Source organism: Agromyces litoreus (assembly GCF_040496015.1).
GTDB lineage: Bacteria > Actinomycetota > Actinomycetes > Actinomycetales > Microbacteriaceae > Agromyces > Agromyces litoreus.
In genome coordinates, this window is record NZ_JBEPKA010000005.1 from 19,377 (window position 1) to 34,628 (window position 15,252).

The 15,252-nt window shown below is 71.7% G+C and carries 16 protein-coding genes; 9 read left to right on the forward strand and 7 right to left on the reverse strand.

Going from position 1 to position 15,252, the window contains the following annotated elements:
• The first annotated feature begins 3 nt into the window (after positions 1 to 3).
• Together hpf and secA are read left to right on the forward strand one after the other, a co-directional pair.
• Positions 4 to 711: a ribosome hibernation-promoting factor, HPF/YfiA family gene (gene hpf / locus ABME01_RS05460; RefSeq protein WP_353827357.1), complete on the forward strand. Its 708-nt coding sequence runs from the start codon at positions 4 to 6 to the stop codon at positions 709 to 711.
• Between the two features lie 179 nt (positions 712 to 890).
• Positions 891 to 3,698, forward strand: coding sequence for a preprotein translocase subunit SecA (gene secA, locus ABME01_RS05465; RefSeq protein ID WP_353827358.1), 2,808 nt, complete (start codon positions 891 to 893; stop codon positions 3,696 to 3,698).
• Positions 3,699 to 3,708: 10 nt separating this feature from the next.
• Here the strand turns inward: secA and ABME01_RS05470 are convergent, their stop codons facing one another.
• A complete protein-coding gene (locus ABME01_RS05470) occupies positions 3,709 to 5,043 on the reverse strand; it encodes an adenylate/guanylate cyclase domain-containing protein (RefSeq protein ID WP_353827359.1) in 1,335 nt (444 codons plus the stop codon).
• Between the two features lie 90 nt (positions 5,044 to 5,133).
• On the reverse strand, positions 5,134 to 5,583 hold the full coding sequence (locus ABME01_RS05475; protein ID WP_353827360.1) for an Rv3235 family protein: 450 nt from the start codon (positions 5,581 to 5,583) through the stop codon (positions 5,134 to 5,136).
• Between the two features lie 173 nt (positions 5,584 to 5,756).
• On the opposite strand from ABME01_RS05475, the gene ABME01_RS05480 reads away from it, so the two are divergent.
• The gene (locus ABME01_RS05480; RefSeq protein ID WP_353827361.1) at positions 5,757 to 6,344 is read left to right on the forward strand and encodes a hypothetical protein; all 588 of its coding nucleotides are present in this window, start codon (positions 5,757 to 5,759) and stop codon (positions 6,342 to 6,344) included.
• Positions 6,345 to 6,366: 22 nt separating this feature from the next.
• Here ABME01_RS05480 and ABME01_RS05485 read toward each other — a convergent pair whose 3' ends face one another.
• Complete coding sequence (locus ABME01_RS05485) at positions 6,367 to 6,660, reverse strand: helix-turn-helix domain-containing protein (protein WP_353827362.1); 294 nt, start codon at positions 6,658 to 6,660, stop codon at positions 6,367 to 6,369.
• 123 nt (positions 6,661 to 6,783) lie between these two features.
• Between ABME01_RS05485 and ABME01_RS05490 the strand changes: the two genes are divergently transcribed.
• Genes ABME01_RS05490 through ABME01_RS05500 form a run of 3 tightly spaced genes read left to right on the forward strand, consistent with a single transcriptional unit; the run spans position 6,784 to position 10,199 of the window.
• On the forward strand, positions 6,784 to 7,419 hold the full coding sequence (locus ABME01_RS05490; RefSeq protein ID WP_353827363.1) for a hypothetical protein: 636 nt from the start codon (positions 6,784 to 6,786) through the stop codon (positions 7,417 to 7,419).
• Positions 7,419 to 8,702: a CpaE/TadZ family protein gene (locus ABME01_RS05495; protein ID WP_353827364.1), complete on the forward strand. Its 1,284-nt coding sequence runs from the start codon at positions 7,419 to 7,421 to the stop codon at positions 8,700 to 8,702. Before ABME01_RS05490 ends, ABME01_RS05495 begins: the two co-directional genes overlap by 1 nt.
• Positions 8,703 to 8,705: 3 nt before the next feature.
• Positions 8,706 to 10,199, forward strand: coding sequence for a sensor histidine kinase (locus ABME01_RS05500; protein ID WP_353827365.1), 1,494 nt, complete (start codon positions 8,706 to 8,708; stop codon positions 10,197 to 10,199).
• A gap of 138 nt (positions 10,200 to 10,337) precedes the next feature.
• Here the strand turns inward: ABME01_RS05500 and ABME01_RS05505 are convergent, their stop codons facing one another.
• Positions 10,338 to 10,586 carry a WhiB family transcriptional regulator gene (locus ABME01_RS05505; protein ID WP_353827366.1) on the reverse strand — a complete coding sequence of 83 codons (249 nt, stop codon included), beginning with the start codon at positions 10,584 to 10,586 and terminating at the stop codon, positions 10,338 to 10,340.
• A 195-nt stretch (positions 10,587 to 10,781) separates the two neighbouring features.
• Between ABME01_RS05505 and ABME01_RS05510 the strand changes: the two genes are divergently transcribed.
• Entirely contained in the window at positions 10,782 to 11,195 is a 414-nt protein-coding gene (locus ABME01_RS05510) for a hypothetical protein (protein WP_353827367.1), read from the forward strand.
• 56 nt (positions 11,196 to 11,251) lie between these two features.
• On the opposite strand, the gene bcp is transcribed toward ABME01_RS05510, so the two are convergent.
• The 3 genes from bcp to aroA all read right to left on the reverse strand — a co-directional run bounded on the left by bcp (position 11,252) and on the right by aroA (position 14,203).
• The gene (gene bcp, locus ABME01_RS05515; RefSeq protein ID WP_353827368.1) at positions 11,252 to 11,728 is read right to left on the reverse strand and encodes a thioredoxin-dependent thiol peroxidase; all 477 of its coding nucleotides are present in this window, start codon (positions 11,726 to 11,728) and stop codon (positions 11,252 to 11,254) included.
• A 70-nt stretch (positions 11,729 to 11,798) separates the two neighbouring features.
• The gene (rsgA, locus tag ABME01_RS05520) at positions 11,799 to 12,836 is read right to left on the reverse strand and encodes a ribosome small subunit-dependent GTPase A (protein WP_353827369.1); all 1,038 of its coding nucleotides are present in this window, start codon (positions 12,834 to 12,836) and stop codon (positions 11,799 to 11,801) included.
• Positions 12,833 to 14,203: a 3-phosphoshikimate 1-carboxyvinyltransferase gene (gene aroA / locus ABME01_RS05525; protein ID WP_353827370.1), complete on the reverse strand. Its 1,371-nt coding sequence runs from the start codon at positions 14,201 to 14,203 to the stop codon at positions 12,833 to 12,835. The genes rsgA and aroA overlap by 4 nt, the downstream gene beginning before the upstream one ends.
• 105 nt (positions 14,204 to 14,308) lie before the next feature.
• On the opposite strand from aroA, the gene ABME01_RS05530 reads away from it, so the two are divergent.
• Entirely contained in the window at positions 14,309 to 14,956 is a 648-nt protein-coding gene (locus ABME01_RS05530; RefSeq protein ID WP_353827371.1) for a sigma-70 family RNA polymerase sigma factor, read from the forward strand.
• Positions 14,953 to 15,210 (forward strand): zf-HC2 domain-containing protein, encoded by a 258-nt coding sequence (locus tag ABME01_RS05535; protein WP_353827372.1) that lies wholly within the window; start codon positions 14,953 to 14,955, stop codon positions 15,208 to 15,210. The genes ABME01_RS05530 and ABME01_RS05535 overlap by 4 nt, the downstream gene beginning before the upstream one ends.
• Positions 15,211 to 15,252: the final 42 nt, after the last annotated feature.

Genomic DNA, 15,252 nt, shown 5'->3' on the forward strand with positions numbered 1-15,252 from the left:
GACATGGAACTGAACATCGTCGGACGAAACCTGGAGATCACCGATCGATTCCGCGCCTACGTCGCAGAGAAGTCAGAGAAGGTCTCCAACCTGTCCGACCGGGCGATCGCGCTCGACGTCAAGGTCAGCCGCCACAACGAGAAGAACGGCAACAACGCGGGAACGGACCGCGTGGAGCTGACGCTCGTCGGGAAGGGACCCGTGGTGCGGGCCGAGGCTGACGGAGCCGACAAGTACGCGGCGTTCGACGTCGCGATCGGACGGCTCATCGAGCGCATCCGCCGCGCCAAGGACCGTCGCAAGGTCCACCGCGGCAACCGTCGCCCGACCTCGCTCCGCGAGGCGACCGACGCGGGCTTCGCCGGCACGGGCGTGCGAGCCGCGGACGTGGAGGTCCTGGAGAAGGTCCGCACCGGCAACATCCCCGTGGTGGGCGAGGAGCCCGCCGACGCGGGCGACGAGGAGTACTCGCCCGTGGTGATCCGCCGCAAGGTCTTCGCGGCGACGCCCATGACCGTCGACGACGCGCTCTACCACATGGAGCTCGTCGGCCACGACTTCTACCTGTTCATCGACTCCGAGAACCACCGGCCGAGCGTGGTCTACCGCCGCAAGGGCTGGGACTACGGCGTGATCGGCCTCGACGAGCACGCCCAGGGCGACCAGGCCGAGGCGGCCGAGGCGCTCGACCTCGCGCGCTCGAGCGCCTGAGGCGCCTCCTGGCGGCACCGGGCCGTGGGCCGGACGCGTCGTCGTCCGGCCCACGGTCGGTGCCCAGCCCGCAGCCCAGTAGCATGGCTATGATGACCGTCTGCACAGGCGGATCCTCCGGCGTGCGCGGGTGCCCCACCCCGACGTCGCATGCCTGATCGACAACGGGAGAGCAGTTCGTGGTTTCGATTCTTGAAAAGGTCCTCCGCGTCGGCGAGGGTCGCACGCTGAAGCGGCTCGAGAACTACGCCGCCGCGATCAACGCCCTGGAGGACGACTTCCGGGAGTTGAGCGACGAGGAGCTCAAGCACGAGACCGTCGAGCTCCGCGAGCGCTACGGCAACGGCGAGTCGCTCGACGACCTCCTCCCCGAGGCGTTCGCCGCGGTGCGCGAGGCCAGCCGACGCACGCTCGGACTGCGTCACTTCGACGTGCAGCTCATGGGCGGCGCGGCCCTGCACCTGGGCAACATCGCGGAGATGAAGACCGGCGAGGGCAAGACGCTCGTCGCCACCACCGCGGCCTACCTCAACGCGCTGACGAGCCGCGGCGTGCACATCGTCACCGTCAACGACTTCCTCGCGAGCTACCAGTCGGAGCTCATGGGTCGCGTCTTCCGGGCCCTCGGCATGACCACCGGCTGCATCGTCGCCGGTCAGACTCCGTCCGTGCGCCGCGAGCAGTACGCCGCTGACATCACCTACGGCACGAACAACGAGTTCGGCTTCGACTACCTGCGCGACAACATGGCGTGGCAGGCCTCCGACATGGTCCAGCGCGGCCACTACTTCGCGATCGTCGACGAGGTCGACTCGATCCTGATCGACGAGGCGCGCACGCCGCTGATCATCTCCGGCCCCGCCTCCGGCGAGGCCAACCGGTGGTTCACCGAGTTCGCCAACCTCTCCAAGCGACTGGTCGCCGGTGAGGACTACGAGGTCGACGAGAAGAAGCGCACGGTCGGCGTGCTCGAGCCGGGCATCGAGAAGGTCGAGGACTACCTCGGCATCGACAACCTCTACGAGTCGGCGAACACGCCGCTCATCTCCTTCCTGAACAACTCGATCAAGGCCAAGGCCCTGTTCAAGAAGGACAAGGACTACGTCGTGATGAACGGCGAGGTCCTGATCGTCGATGAGCACACCGGCCGCATCCTGGTCGGACGCCGGTACAACGAGGGTATCCACCAGGCCATCGAGGCCAAGGAGGGCGTGCAGGTCAAGGCCGAGAACCAGACGCTCGCGACCGTCACGCTGCAGAACTACTTCCGCCTCTACGACAAGCTCTCGGGCATGACCGGCACGGCCGAGACCGAGGCGGCCGAGTTCATGTCGACCTACCGGCTCGGCGTCGTCGCGATCCCGACCAACAAGCCCATGGTGCGGATCGACCAGGCCGACCTCGTCTACAAGAACGAGGAGGCGAAGTTCGCGCAGGTCGTCGAGGACATCGTCGAGCGGCACAAGAAGGGCCAGCCGGTGCTGGTCGGCACCACGAGCGTCGAGAAGAGCGAGTACCTCTCGCGCCTGCTCGCGAAGAAGGGCGTGCGCCACGAGGTCCTGAACGCCAAGAACCACGCGCGCGAGGCCGCGATCGTGGCGCAGGCCGGCCGCCTCGGTGCCGTCACGGTGGCCACGAACATGGCCGGTCGCGGCACCGACATCATGCTCGGCGGCAACGCCGAGTTCATCGCCGTCCAGCAGATGCACGAGCGCGGCCTGAGCCCCGTCGACACCCCGGAGGAGTACGAGGCAGCCTGGGACGAGGTGTTCGATCGGGTCAAGGCGCAGATGGCGACGGAGGCCGAGAAGGTCCTCGCCGCCGGCGGTCTCTACGTGCTCGGCACGGAGCGACACGAGTCGCGACGCATCGACAACCAGCTGCGCGGCCGCTCCGGCCGTCAGGGCGACCCGGGCGAGAGCCGGTTCTACCTCTCGCTCACCGACGACCTCATGCGACTGTTCAACGCCGGTGCGGCGGAGAGCCTGATGGCGCGCGGCGTGCCCGACGACGTCGCGATCGAGTCCAAGGTCGTCACCCGCGCCATCCGATCGGCCCAGTCGCAGGTGGAGGCCCGCAACGCCGAGATCCGCAAGAACGTCCTCAAGTACGACGACGTCCTGAACCGCCAGCGCGAGGCGATCTACTCCGATCGCCGCCACATCCTCGAGGGCGACGACCTGCACGACCGCGTGCAGGTGTTCCTCGAGCAGGTCATCGACGAGGTGCTCGACGAGCACACGGCGGCCTCCACGCCCGACGAGTGGGACTTCGATGCACTGTGGGCCGAGCTGAAGACGCTCTACCCGATCGGCATCACGATCGACGAGGTCGTCGCCGAGGCCGGTGAGAAGGGTCGCGTGAACCGCGACTTCGTGCGTCGCGAGATCCTCTCCGACGCCCAGCTCGCCTACTCGCGACGCGAGGAGCAGCTCGGCAGCCCGGCGATGCGCGAGCTCGAGCGTCGCGTGGTCCTCTCGGTCATCGACCGCCGCTGGCGCGACCACCTCTACGAGATGGACTACCTGAAGGACGGCATCGGCCTGCGGGCCATGGCGCAGCGCGACCCGCTCGTGGAGTACCAGCGCGAGGGCTACGCGATGTTCCAGCAGATGATGGGCTCGATCCGCGAGGAGACCATCGGCTTCCTCTTCAACCTCGAGGTCGAGGTCGCCCCGCAGAGCGGCGTCGGCGGACCGCGCATCGAGGCGAAGGGCCTCCAGCGCCCGACCGCGCCGGCCGAGAAGCTGAGCTACACCGCACCGAGCGACTCGGGCGGCGTCGAGGTGCGCAACCAGCGCGGCCAGCTGCAGCAGGCCGCGACCCAGCGCGCCCGGCGCGCGGTGGCCCAGCAGTCCGCCCCGCAGCAGCCGCAGCAGCCGCAGCCCGCGTCCCGCGGTGCCTTCGGCCAGCGCACCGAGGGCGGCGACGGCGCCGGTCCGATGAACCGCCAGCAGCGCCGGGCCGAGGAGCGCAAGGGCCGCTGACCCGCCTCCGTCACGATGCCCGGCCGGAGTCCGACTCCGGCCGGGCATCGGCGTCATCGCGAGCCGGTTCGCGCACCGCGCCCCGGTCGTCCGCGCCGCGTCCGAGGACGAACCAGGTCCGCACCGGCCCGATGCCCTTGACCTCGATCACGCCGCGTTCGGAGAGTCGAAACCCGGCGCCGAGCTCCGAGGCCACTCGTTCGGTGACCTGGATCGCTCCGGGCGGAGCGGTCGTCTGCATGCGGCTCGCGGAGTTCACCGTCGCGCCGTAGACGTCCCAGAGGAATCGCGAGTCGCCGATCACCCCGGCGACGACCGGGCCGGCGTCGAGCCCGATCCTGAGCCGGACACCGCTCCGGCCCCCGATCGAGCGGGCCGCGGCGATCTCGCCGAGCCGCAGCGCGAACGTCGCGAGCGAGGGCAGGTCGGCCGCGCCGTCCGGCCCGCCCGTGATGGCGAGGTACGCGTCACCGATCGTCTTGACCTTCGTCACGCCGAGGCGACCGGCCTCGCGATCGAACTCCCTGAGCAGGTCGTTGAGGTCGTGGACGAGATCGTCGGCAGAGATCGACTCGGACAGGCTCGTGAAGTCCACGATGTCGGCGATCAGGACGCCCACGCGGTCGTACCGGTCGGCGATGGGGCGCTCGCCGGCGACGAGCCGGTCGGCGATCCGGTCGGGCAGCACGTTCCGCAGGATCCGGTCGGACCGATCCCGCTCCTCGGCCAGGGCGTTCGACAGCCGATCCCGCGAGCGCACGTAGGAGGCCATGGCGAGGAACATGATCGTCGCGACCGAGGCGATGTTGATCGCGAAGAAGGCGGTGACGATGCGGTCGTCGAGCCGGGGCGCGTGGGCCCGGAGCCAGCCCTCCAGCGGCACCATCACGACCACGAGGGCGACGAACACCCCGAAGACGATCCAGGGCCGGCGCACGCGCGTGAACGAGAGCGCTCCGACCACCGCGACGGAGGCGAACAGGATGACGGCGCTGCTGCGCGCGAATCCGCCGAGCACGACGTGCACGAGCGGCGGGAGCGCGAGGAACATGACCATCTGGGACCAGCGGAACCACCGATCGTCACGCGTCCGGCGCAGGTGCGCGAGCCCGACCAGCGAGAGGATCACGTAGAGGGCGGGGATCGCTGCGGGCACCGGGAGCCCGATGGCGAAGTAGAAGACGGACCACGGTGCGACGACCACGATGGTGAACAGCGCGGTCCTGGTCAGCACCGCCTTCTCCATGCGGCGGCCCTCGTCGTCACCGGGCGCGAATCCGAGTGCGGCGAGGGCGGAGAGGGGGACCCGCCACCGGGGCGGCGACGCCCGCTGGGTGCGCTCCATCGCCTGAGCGTAGTGGATGACGCGCGGACCCCGCCGCCGTGCGGGCGAGATCGACGATCGCGGCCGCCGGGCAGGACTCGGCGGTGGTGCTCAGAGCACGCTGATCACGCTGGCGCGCCAGCGCTGGTCGAGACCCTCCAGGCGGATGGCGACGGCGCGTGAGCGGGCTCGCTGGTGGACCAGGATGACCGCCTCGACGATGCCGTCGGCGGGCTCGCAGATGTGGACCCGCCCGACCGTGAACGCCGGCCGCTGCAGGGCCTGCCCGCGGACGCGGCGCGCGCGCGCCGCGAGGACCACGCGCTTGGACAGGTTGCGGTACACGTCGTCGGTCACCCAACGAGCGAGCTGCTCGAGATCGCGTGCGCCGGCCAGGACCTCGATCACGCAGTGCGTCAGGTTGCGCAGCACGGGCTCCGGATCGGGGAGTTCGGAGCGACCCGCACGCTGGCGCGCGAAGTAGTCGTCGAGGTCGAGGCGGCGGGCGCTGGTCCCGTGGGTCGCGGCGCTGCGGGATGCGCCGGTCTGGCGTGCGGTCATGACGGCTCCAGTAGGGCGGGGCGATCGGCGGGGGCCGACGCGGCGTGCCCCCATTTCGGGGGTGTCCGGGTTCCTAGATCGAACCGTAGGGGCGGCGTCATCGGGGTGTCAAGGAAATTCCCAGCCTGTGGACAACCTCGCCTGCGTGTCGGTCCCGGAGGTACCGTCGGCGCATGCGATGGGACCGGCTGTTCGACGACCTCGAATCGCAGATCGACCACGACCGGCACCGCGAGGAGCGCGCGCTCGCGATCGAGTCGGAACGGCTTCGCATCGGGCGGATGGGGCTCCGCGAGCGGATCGCGGCGATGGCAGCGCCGGGGGACGGGCCCGTCCGCATCGAACTGGTCGATGCCAGTTCCGTGCAGTTGCGCCCGACCGCCTTCGGCCGGGACTGGATCGCCGGCATCCGGGATGGCGCCGCGGGCGGGCACTGCGTGGTCCCGGTCGCCTCGATCAGCGCCGTCGCCGCGAGTCGTCGGCAGCTCGAGCAGAGCCTCGAGCCGCCCGCGTCCGCTCCGGGGATCGTCGACCGGATCGGCCTGGCCTTCGCCTTGCGCGACCTCGGTCGGCGCCGCGCCGGCATCGAGCTGCGCACCCGGGACGGACGACTGCACGGCACGATCGACCGCGTGGCCGCCGACCACCTCGACCTCGCGCTGCACGAGCCGGGTTCCCCGCGACGCGAGCGCGACGTCCGAGGCTATCGGCTCGTGCCCTTCGAGCGGATCGTGGTCGCCTCGACCGTGGCGCCCGGCTGAGCCCCCGGGGTGTGGGGTGCGGTCAATCGACGGCGCGCGGCCCCGGCTGGCGCGCGCCGGAGAACTCGATCACGTTGGCGAACTCGCCTTCGTTCCAGACGACCTCGCGGCGGGCCGACTCGTACCTGACCTCGATGAAGGCCTCGAGCTGCGTGCGTTCGATCCGCCACGGACCCCGGTCGCCCACGCGCAGCGCCGGCAGCTCGCCCGACAGGACGAGGTCGCTCACGTCCTCGACGCCGACGGCGAGCACCTCAGCGGCGTCGGCGATCGTGAGGAATCGACCGAGCGGCTCCTCCGCGGCGTGTTGGACCATGCCTCAAGTATCGAGCCGCGCCTCGCAGGCGCGGAACCGTGTGGATAACTTCTCGGCGTCCTCCCGGCGTCGGGCGACGATGGGTCGCGTCCCGTGCGACCGCCGCGGGCGGGGAGGAGCGCCATGCCGGAGCGCACGGCTCGCGCCGATCGGGGGCGCCGTCGCGTCGACGCGCGCCTGGCGATCGGCCTCGTGCTGGTCGCGGCCTCGACCCTGGGCGTCTGGGTGGTGGTCGAGGCGCTCGACGACGGCACCGAGGTCCTGGTCGCACCGGCGACGCTGACCGAGGGGATGCGGATCGCCCCGGGCGACCTGCGCACGGCGTCGGTCCGGCTGGGCTCGCTCTCCGACGCGTACCTCGCGCCGGGCGACGTGCCGGAGGAGGGAGTGGTCGTACTGCGCACCGTGCGCGCCGGCGAGATCGTCCCCGCGGGGGCGGTCGCCGACGCCGACTCGGGGCGGGTCGCGACCGTGGTCGTCCCCACGCGCGGTCCGCTGTCGCGCGAGATCGTGGCGGGGGCGGTCGTCGACCTGTGGACGGCCACCGAGCTCGAGCGCGGCGTGTTCGAGCCGCCGGCGGTGCTCGTGGGCGGCGCCGAGGTCGCCGCCGTGGTCGTCGACGACGGGATGGTCGGCGGCGAGGGCGCCGACGTCGAACTGCTGATCCCGCGCGAGAAGACGGCGGCCGTCCTCGCCGCGCTGGCCTCGGGCGATGCGGTCGACCTCGTGCCGTCGGGCCCGGTCGCGGGCGCGGGCTGATGGCACGGATCGCCCTCGCGCTCGAACCGGCGGTCGAGGATCGCCTGCTCGCCCCGCTCGTCGAAGCGGGGCACACGATCGTCGCACGCCTGGTCGGCTGGCGTGACGTCGTCGACTGCCTCGATGCGCTCGCGCCGGAGGTCGTCGTGGTGGGCGCGGGGTCCGGGACGCTGCACGTCGAGCTGCTCGACGCCTGCGATGCACGCGGGATCCGGATCGTGGCGGTCGCCTCGACGGACCTCGAACGCGCCGAAGCGCGGCGCATCGGACTCCACGAGGTCGTCGACGCCGCCGTGGACGCGCAGGAGCTCGACGCGCTCGTGACCGGAGGCCCGCCCGTGCCGTCCCGGGTCGGGGAGCGCGGTGCCGCGCCGCCCGCACCGGGCGCCCTTCCCGGGGTCATCGCGGTCTGGGGTCCGGCCGGTGCGCCGGGACGCACCACCGCCTCCGTCTCGATCGCCGCCGAGCTCGCCGCGGCGGGCCACCTCGTGGCGCTCGTCGATGCCGACCCCTACGGCGGCGCGGTGGCTCCCGCGCTCGGGCTCCTCGACGAGGCGCCCGGCTTCGCATCGGCGTGCCGCCTCGCGGGCTCCGGTGCGCTCGACCGGGTCGAGCTGGAACGGATCGCGCAGCGCTACTCCTCGCCGCGGGCCTCCTTCGACGTCTTCACCGGTCTGGTGGGACCGAGTCGCTGGCCCGAGCTCTCGCACGAGCGGGTCGTCGAATCGCTCCGCATCATGCGCGCCAGGTACGAGTGCGTCGTCGTCGACACGGGATTCAGCCTGGAGCGCGACGAGGAGCTCACGAGCGACCCCCTCGCCCCGCGCCGCAACGCCGCCACGTTCGCCGCGCTCGGCGCCGCCGACCGCGTCGTCGCGATCGGCCTGGCCGATCCGGTCGGGCTGTCGCGGTTCCTGCGCGGCCACGTCGAGCTCGTCGGGCTCGTGGAGGCCGAGCGGGTGGACGTGATCGTGAACCGGGTCCGCTCGAGCGCGCTCGGCATCGACGCGCATGCCCAGGTGCGCCAGACGCTGCGCCGGTTCGCCGGCCTTGCCGACGCCACGTTGCTGCCGCACGATGCCAGGGCCGCGGACGCCGCCGTCCTGACGGCCCGCGCGATCCGGGATGCCGCGCCTCGCTCGCCGCTGCGCGCGGCGCTGCGCTCGTACGTCGACGCGCGACTGCTGCCGAGCCCGCCCGCCGACCGTCGCCGCGCGCCGCTCGGGGCGCTCCGTCGACGGGTCGCGGCGTCCGAGGGGAGGACGCGGGGTGGGTACGCTTGACGCGTGTCGACCCTCAGTGACCTCGTCCTCGCGCAAGGGCGCAGCAGCCAGGCCGACGTGGACTGGCTGCACATGCTCGTCGGCGACCTGCAGCTGCTCGCCGACCTCGCGTTCGCCGACATCGTGCTGTGGGTGCCGTCCGGCGAGGACGGCTTCGTCGCGGTCGCGCATTCCCGGCCGTCGAGCGCGGCGACCCTGTTCTACCGCGACTTCGTGGGTCAGGGTATCCGCGAGGAATGGAAGGGACTGGCCTCCGAGGCGTTCGCGACCCGGCGGATCCAGGACTCCTCGGCGCCGGACTGGTACGAGGAGATGCCCACGCGCGTGCGCGCCGTGCCCGTGATGCGACGGCTGTCGGTGACCGGCACCGAGCTCGCGCCGCAGCCCGTGGCCGTGATCACCCGGCACACGAACCTCGGGTCCACGCGCACCCCGAGCCGCCAGGAGCTCACGTTCAACGACTGCGCCGGCGAGCTGTTCCAGATGATCGCCTCGGGCGACTTCCCCGACCTCGGCGCCCCCACCGGGCCGCGCCGCGGTGCACCGCGCGCCTCGGACGGGCTCATCCGCCTCGACGTGGACGGGGTCACGACGTTCGCGAGTCCGAACGCGCTGTCGGCGTTCAACCGCATGGGCTTCGACGACGAGCTCGAGGGCCAGTCGCTGGCGGATGTCGCGACCCGCCTGCTCAGCGGCAAGCTCGTCGTCGACGAATCGCTCCCGCTCGTCGTCACGGGACGCGCGCCGTGGCGCACCGACGTCGAGTCCCGTGGCGTGACCGTGTCGCTGCGCGCCATCCCGATCCGACGCCGGGGCGAGCGGACCGGAGCGATCGTCCTCACGCGCGACGTGACCGAGCTGCGCCACCAGGAGCAGGAGCTCATCACCAAGGACGCGACGATCCGCGAGATCCACCACCGGGTGAAGAACAACCTGCAGACGGTCGCGTCGCTCCTGCGCATCCAGGCGAGGCGCACTCACTCGGACGAGGCTCGCGACGCGCTCACGCAGGCCATGCGCCGCGTCGGCGCGATCGCGGTCGTGCACGACACGCTCTCCGAGGGGCTCACGCAGAACGTCGACTTCGACGACGTGTTCGACCGGGCGCTGCTCCTGGTGGCCGAGGTGGCCGCCGCCCACAACACGACGGCGCACCCGAAGAAGTCGGGCACGTTCGGCGTCCTGCCGAGCGAGTACGCGACGCCGCTCGCGCTCGCGCTCACCGAGCTGGTCACGAACGCGGTCGAGCACGGCCTCGCGGGTCAGGAGGGCGACGTCGAGGTGATCGCCGAGCGATCCGACACGGTGCTGACGGTGCAGGTCCGCGACAGCGGCTCGGGCCTGCCCGAGGGCAAGGTCGGCGAGGGCCTCGGCACCCAGATCGTCCGCACCCTCATCCAGGGCGAGCTCGGCGGCACGATCGACTGGCACACCGTGATGGGCAGCGGCACCGAGGTCACGATCGAGGTCCCGCTTCGCTGGATCACGAAGGCCTGATCGTCCGCCCAGTGCGAACGGCACCCGCGATCGCGGGTGCCGTTCGGTCCGGGTGCTGCGGGGAGTCCGGGGGATCCGGGTCGGAACCGCGGCCCGAGGCCGGGCCGATCCGAGCGTGGATCGCGGGAGCGGGTCCGGTCAGCCCGCGCGACGCGCGCGAGCCGCGCGCCGCTTGAGGGCGCGGCGCTCATCCTCGCTCAGGCCGCCCCACACGCCCGAGTCCTGGCCGGACTCGAGCGCGTACTGCAGGCAGATCTCGGTCACGGTGCAACGGGCGCAGACCGCCTTCGCCTTCTCGATCTGGTCGATGGCCGGACCGGTGTTGCCGACGGGGAAGAAGAGTTCCGGGTCGGCGGTGAGGCAGGCGGCTTTGTCGCGCCAATCCATGAAGATGCTCCTTGTGTTGTCGTTCGCAGCGCACGCACACCGGCGCAGCCGGAGACCGGCTGTGCTGCTTGGGGGAAGGCCGAATCTCGGGAAGTAGGATCGGGGAGGCGATCGGCTCACGTCCCTGTGAGCATCAACTCGGCCTCATAAATGGTGGCATAGCGAGAGAGGCGAATCAAGAGTGCTCTTCGGGAGATGGCTGTGAATCAGGGCGGCGTCCGGGCCGCGTTCGTGACCGTGGTCGGGCTGCTCTTCGCCGAGGCGGCGGCGCTGCTGGCGATGCTCGCGTGGCTCGTCGTCGACTTCATCGTGCTGCGGCCGTCGTCGTACGCGACGGCGCTCGCGCTCATCGTGGTCGTCGCCATCGCCGTCGCCTGGGTGGGCGCGATCGCGGTGGCCGCCGCGCGTCGTGCCCCGTGGGCGCGGGCCGCCGCCATCGTCTGGCAGGTGCTCCAGCTCTCGATCGCCGTGGGCGCCTTCCAGGGGCTGTTCGCCCGACCCGACATCGGGTGGGTGCTGCTGGTGCCGGCGATCACGGTGGCGGGCCTGCTGCTGTGGCCCCCGGTCCGCGACCTGTTCGCGCGTCCCGAGGACCGCACCGCGGACTGAACGCCGACGGGCGGCCGCCGCCACCGCGACGACCGCCCGCACGGTCCCGATCCGGATCAGCCGTCGAGGCCGAGCTCCTTGCGGATCCGTGCGACGTGCCCGGTGGCCTTGACGTTGTACATGGGCTTGGCGATGCGCCCCTCCTCGTCGATCAGGAAGGTGGAGCGGATGGATCCGGTCACGGTCTTGCCGTAGAGCTGCTTCTCGCCCCAGGCGCCGTAGGCCTGCTGGACCTCGAGGTCGGTGTCGGAGAGCAGCGGGAAGTTCAGGCCGTCGCGCTCGGCGAATTCCTTGAGCCTGGCCACCTCGTCCTTCGAGACGCCCACGACGCGAACCCCCGCGCCCGCGAACGAGTTCAGGCTGTCGCGGAAATCGCAGGCCTCGGTGGTGCAGCCGGGCGTCATCGCGGCCGGGTAGAAGTAGAGCACGACCTTCTCGCCGCGCAGGGACGAGAGCGTGACGGGGGAGCCGTCCTGGTCGGGGAGGGTGAAGTCGGGGGCGAGGTCGCCGGCGGCGAGTCGAGCGTCGGTCATGGGTCAATCGTAGGCACGTCGACCGACGGCGCGTCGCGCATGCCGCGCGCGGAATGCATCGGTTCCGGCCTCAGCCGAAGGTCGCGAGCAGGCGCTGCAGGGAGTCGAGGCGCACCCGGCCGGACTCGCCGAGCTCGCCGGCCTCGACTGCCTCGATGATCGCGCAGTCGGGGGAGTCGGGCAGGTGCGTGCAGCCGCGCGGGCAGTCCTCGGCGACGCGCGCGAGATCGGCGAACGCCCCGAGGATGTTCGCGGGGTCGACGTGACCGAGTCCGAACGAGCGCACGCCCGGGGTGTCGATGACCCACCCCGTGCGCCCGCCGTGCTCGAGCCGCAGCGAGACGGTCGATGAGGACGTGTGCCGCCCGCGTCCGGTGACGACGTTCACGTGACCGGTCGCGCGATTCGCGTCGGGCACGAGCGCGTTCACGAGCGTCGACTTGCCGACGCCGGAATGGCCCACGAAGACGGTCCGGTGCCCCACCAGGCGGTCGGCGATCGCGTCGAGCGGCATGTCCCCGGTGCGGCTCAGGAAGACGGGGAGGTCGAGTCCGTCGAAGTTGGCCAGGAACGGCGCGGGGTCGGCGAGGTCGGTCTTGGTCACGCACACCAGCGGGGCGATGCCGGCGTCGTACGCCGCGACGAGGTAGCGGTCCACGAGCCGCACGCGCGGCTCGGGATTCGCCGCGGCGATGACGATGAGCATCTGGTCGGCGTTGGCCACGATCACGCGCTCGACCTCGTCGGTGTCGTCGGCGCTCCGGCGCAGCAGCGTGCTCCGGTCGCGGATCCGGACGATCCGCGAGAGGGTGCCCTCATCGCCGGTCGTGTCGCCGACCAGGTCGACGCGGTCGCCGTTCACCACCGACTTCCGGCGCAGCTCGCTCGCCCGGGCCGCGACGACCTCCCGCTCATCAGGTCCGCCCTCGTCGACGAGCAGCGTGTAGCGGCCGCGGTCGACGCCGAGGACGACGCCCTCGACGGCATCGGCGTGGTCCGGACGGACCTTCGTTCGCGGCCTGCTGCCGCGCCGGCTGGGACGGACGCGGACGTCGGACTCGTCGTACTCGGGCTCGTCCTCGTCGTCCTCCGTCTCCCACCAGCTCATCCGAGCATCCGCTCCCAGAGGTCGGTGAACTGCGGCAGGGTCTTCGAGGTCGAGCCGATGTCGTCGACCACGACCCCGTCGACGGCGAGACCGACGATGGCGCCCGTCGTCGCCATCCGATGGTCGGCGTACGCGCGCCAGTCGCCCCCGTGCAGCGGGGCGGGCTCGATGCGCAGACCGTCCTCGAGCTCGGTCACCCGCCCGCCGAGCGCGGCGAACTCCGCGGCGAGCGCCGCGAGCCGGTCCGTCTCGTGGTGGCGGATGTGCCCGACGCCGGTGAACGTGCTGGGGCCGTCGGCGAACGCCGCGAGCGCGACGAGGTTCGGGACGAGTTCGCCCGCCTCGGCGAGGTCGAGGTCGACCCCGCGGATGCCGCGGCCGCCGTCGGCCCCGGGCTCTGGCGCATGCACCGTGAGGCGGTCGCCGTCGAGGGTGACCCGCGCGCCGAAACGGGGGAGGAGCTCCGCCAGCTGCGCGCCGACCTGCGTGGTCTCGACGGGCCATCCGGAGATCGCGACCGTGCCGCCGGCGACGAGCGCCGCCACCAGGAAGGGGGCCGCGTTGGAGAGGTCGGGCTCGATGTCGACGTCGCGCGCGGCGATCGGGCCGGGCGCGACGAGCCAGCGGCCGACCGACGGCTGCTCGACCTCGACGCCCCGCCGGGCGAGCGCCTCGACGGTCATCTCGATGTGCGGGAGGCTCGGGAGCCGATCGCCGGAGTGCGTCAGGTCGAGACCGCGTTCGAAGCGCGGCGCCGAGAGCAGCAGGCCGGAGACGAACTGGCTCGACGCCGAGGCGTCGATGGACAGCTCGCCGCCCTCGACGCGGCCGGTGCCGTGCACCGTGAACGGCAGCGCCCAGCGGCCGTCGTCGTCGAGGTCGACGCCGATGCCGCGCAATCCCTCGATCACGCCGCGCATCGGACGGCGGTACGCCGCCTCGTCGCCGTCGAAGGTGGTCGGCCCGAGCGCCAGTGCCGCGACCGGCGGGAGGAACCGCATGACGGTGCCCGCGAGACCGCAGTCGACCGTCGTGGAGCCCAGGAGCTCGTCGGCCGGGATCACCCGCAGGTCGTCGCCGAACCCGCCGGCGCCCGGGACCCGGTCGAACCCCGTCCCGAGCGCACGGAGGCCCTCCACCATGAGCTCGCTGTCGCGCGACCAGAGCGGCGCCCGCAGCGTCGACGGGCCGTCGGCGAGGGCCGCGAGCACCAGTTCGCGGTTGGTCAGGGACTTCGATCCCGGGACGGTGAGGGAGGCCGCGAGCGGCCGGCGGGCGGTGGGCGCGCGCCACCCGGCATCCGTCTCGATCGGCCGGTCGTCGCCGTACGGATCGAACTCGGGCGCGGAATACCTCGATACCTGCATCGGTTACCAACAGTAGCGCCCGTGAGCAGGAAGGAGTCGTGCGTGTCATTCGCGGTACTGGAACGCCCGGGGCCCTCGCAGGCCGACGATCTAGGATGGCCCCTGATGAGCGCCGACGACACTGCCATTCCGACCGGTGAGACCCGGTCCGACGACGACACGCCCGACCTCGGTGCGCTGTTCGAGGAGCAGGCGATGCCGTTCATCGACCAGCTCTACGCGGCGGCCCTCCGCATGACGAAGAACCCCGCCGACGCGCAGGACCTCGTCCAGGAGACGTTCGTGAAGGCGTACGCCGCGTTCGCCTCGTTCAAGCAGGGCACGAACCTCAAGGCGTGGCTGTACCGGATCCTCACGAACACCTTCATCAACAGCTACCGGAAGAAGCAGCGCGAGCCCTTCCAGGGCACGATCGACGAGCTCGAGGACTGGCAGCTCGGTGGAGCGGAGTCGACGACGGCGGCGACGAGCCGCTCGGCCGAGGCCGAGGCCATCGACCACCTGCCGGATTCGGCGGTGAAGGAGGCGCTGCAGGCGCTCCCCGAGGACTTCCGGCTCGCCGTCTACTTCGCCGACGTCGAGGGATTCTCCTACCAGGAGATCGCCGACATGATGCACACCCCGATCGGGACCGTGATGAGTCGCCTGCACCGAGGCCGGCGCATGCTCCGCGAGTCCCTGGCCGACTACGCGCGCGAGCGCGGCTTCGCCGTGGCGCAGCCGGCCGCCCGATCCACCAGGAGCACGAGATGACCGACTGCGGTTGCGAGAAGGCCAGGGCCGAGCTCGAGGAGTATCTCCACAACGAGCTGTGCCGTGAGGACGCCGCGGACATCCGCGAGCACATGGAGCACTGCGACGACTGCCGCGCCGAGCTGCGCGTCGGCGTCGCCATCACCGACGTCGTGCAGCGGGCGTGCAAGGAGACTGCACCCGAGGAACTGCGCGCGGTCGTGCTGACCCGGATCCGCGACATCCAGTCCGGGCACGGCATCCTCGTCGACTGATCCGGCGCGGTCGCGTCCGGATCCTTCGTGATCCGAACTTTC

Coding starts and splice junctions, on each gene's coding strand:
- ABME01_RS05470 (WP_353827359.1), bottom strand. CDS start 5,043: ATGGAGCGCACCCAGCGGGCGTCGCCGCCCCGGTGGCGGGTCCCCCTC.
- rsgA (WP_353827369.1), bottom strand. CDS start 12,836: ATGAGCTGGTGGGAGACGGAGGACGACGAGGACGAGCCCGAGTACGAC.
- ABME01_RS05530 (WP_353827371.1), top strand. CDS start 14,309: ATGAGCGCCGACGACACTGCCATTCCGACCGGTGAGACCCGGTCCGAC.
- ABME01_RS05480 (WP_353827361.1), top strand. CDS start 5,757: ATGCGATGGGACCGGCTGTTCGACGACCTCGAATCGCAGATCGACCAC.
- ABME01_RS05510 (WP_353827367.1), top strand. CDS start 10,782: ATGGCTGTGAATCAGGGCGGCGTCCGGGCCGCGTTCGTGACCGTGGTC.
- ABME01_RS05535 (WP_353827372.1), top strand. CDS start 14,953: ATGACCGACTGCGGTTGCGAGAAGGCCAGGGCCGAGCTCGAGGAGTAT.
- hpf (WP_353827357.1), top strand. CDS start 4: ATGGAACTGAACATCGTCGGACGAAACCTGGAGATCACCGATCGATTC.
- ABME01_RS05475 (WP_353827360.1), bottom strand. CDS start 5,583: ATGACCGCACGCCAGACCGGCGCATCCCGCAGCGCCGCGACCCACGGG.
- ABME01_RS05495 (WP_353827364.1), top strand. CDS start 7,419: ATGGCACGGATCGCCCTCGCGCTCGAACCGGCGGTCGAGGATCGCCTG.
- aroA (WP_353827370.1), bottom strand. CDS start 14,203: ATGCAGGTATCGAGGTATTCCGCGCCCGAGTTCGATCCGTACGGCGAC.
- ABME01_RS05490 (WP_353827363.1), top strand. CDS start 6,784: ATGCCGGAGCGCACGGCTCGCGCCGATCGGGGGCGCCGTCGCGTCGAC.
- bcp (WP_353827368.1), bottom strand. CDS start 11,728: ATGACCGACGCTCGACTCGCCGCCGGCGACCTCGCCCCCGACTTCACC.
- ABME01_RS05485 (WP_353827362.1), bottom strand. CDS start 6,660: ATGGTCCAACACGCCGCGGAGGAGCCGCTCGGTCGATTCCTCACGATC.
- ABME01_RS05505 (WP_353827366.1), bottom strand. CDS start 10,586: ATGGATTGGCGCGACAAAGCCGCCTGCCTCACCGCCGACCCGGAACTC.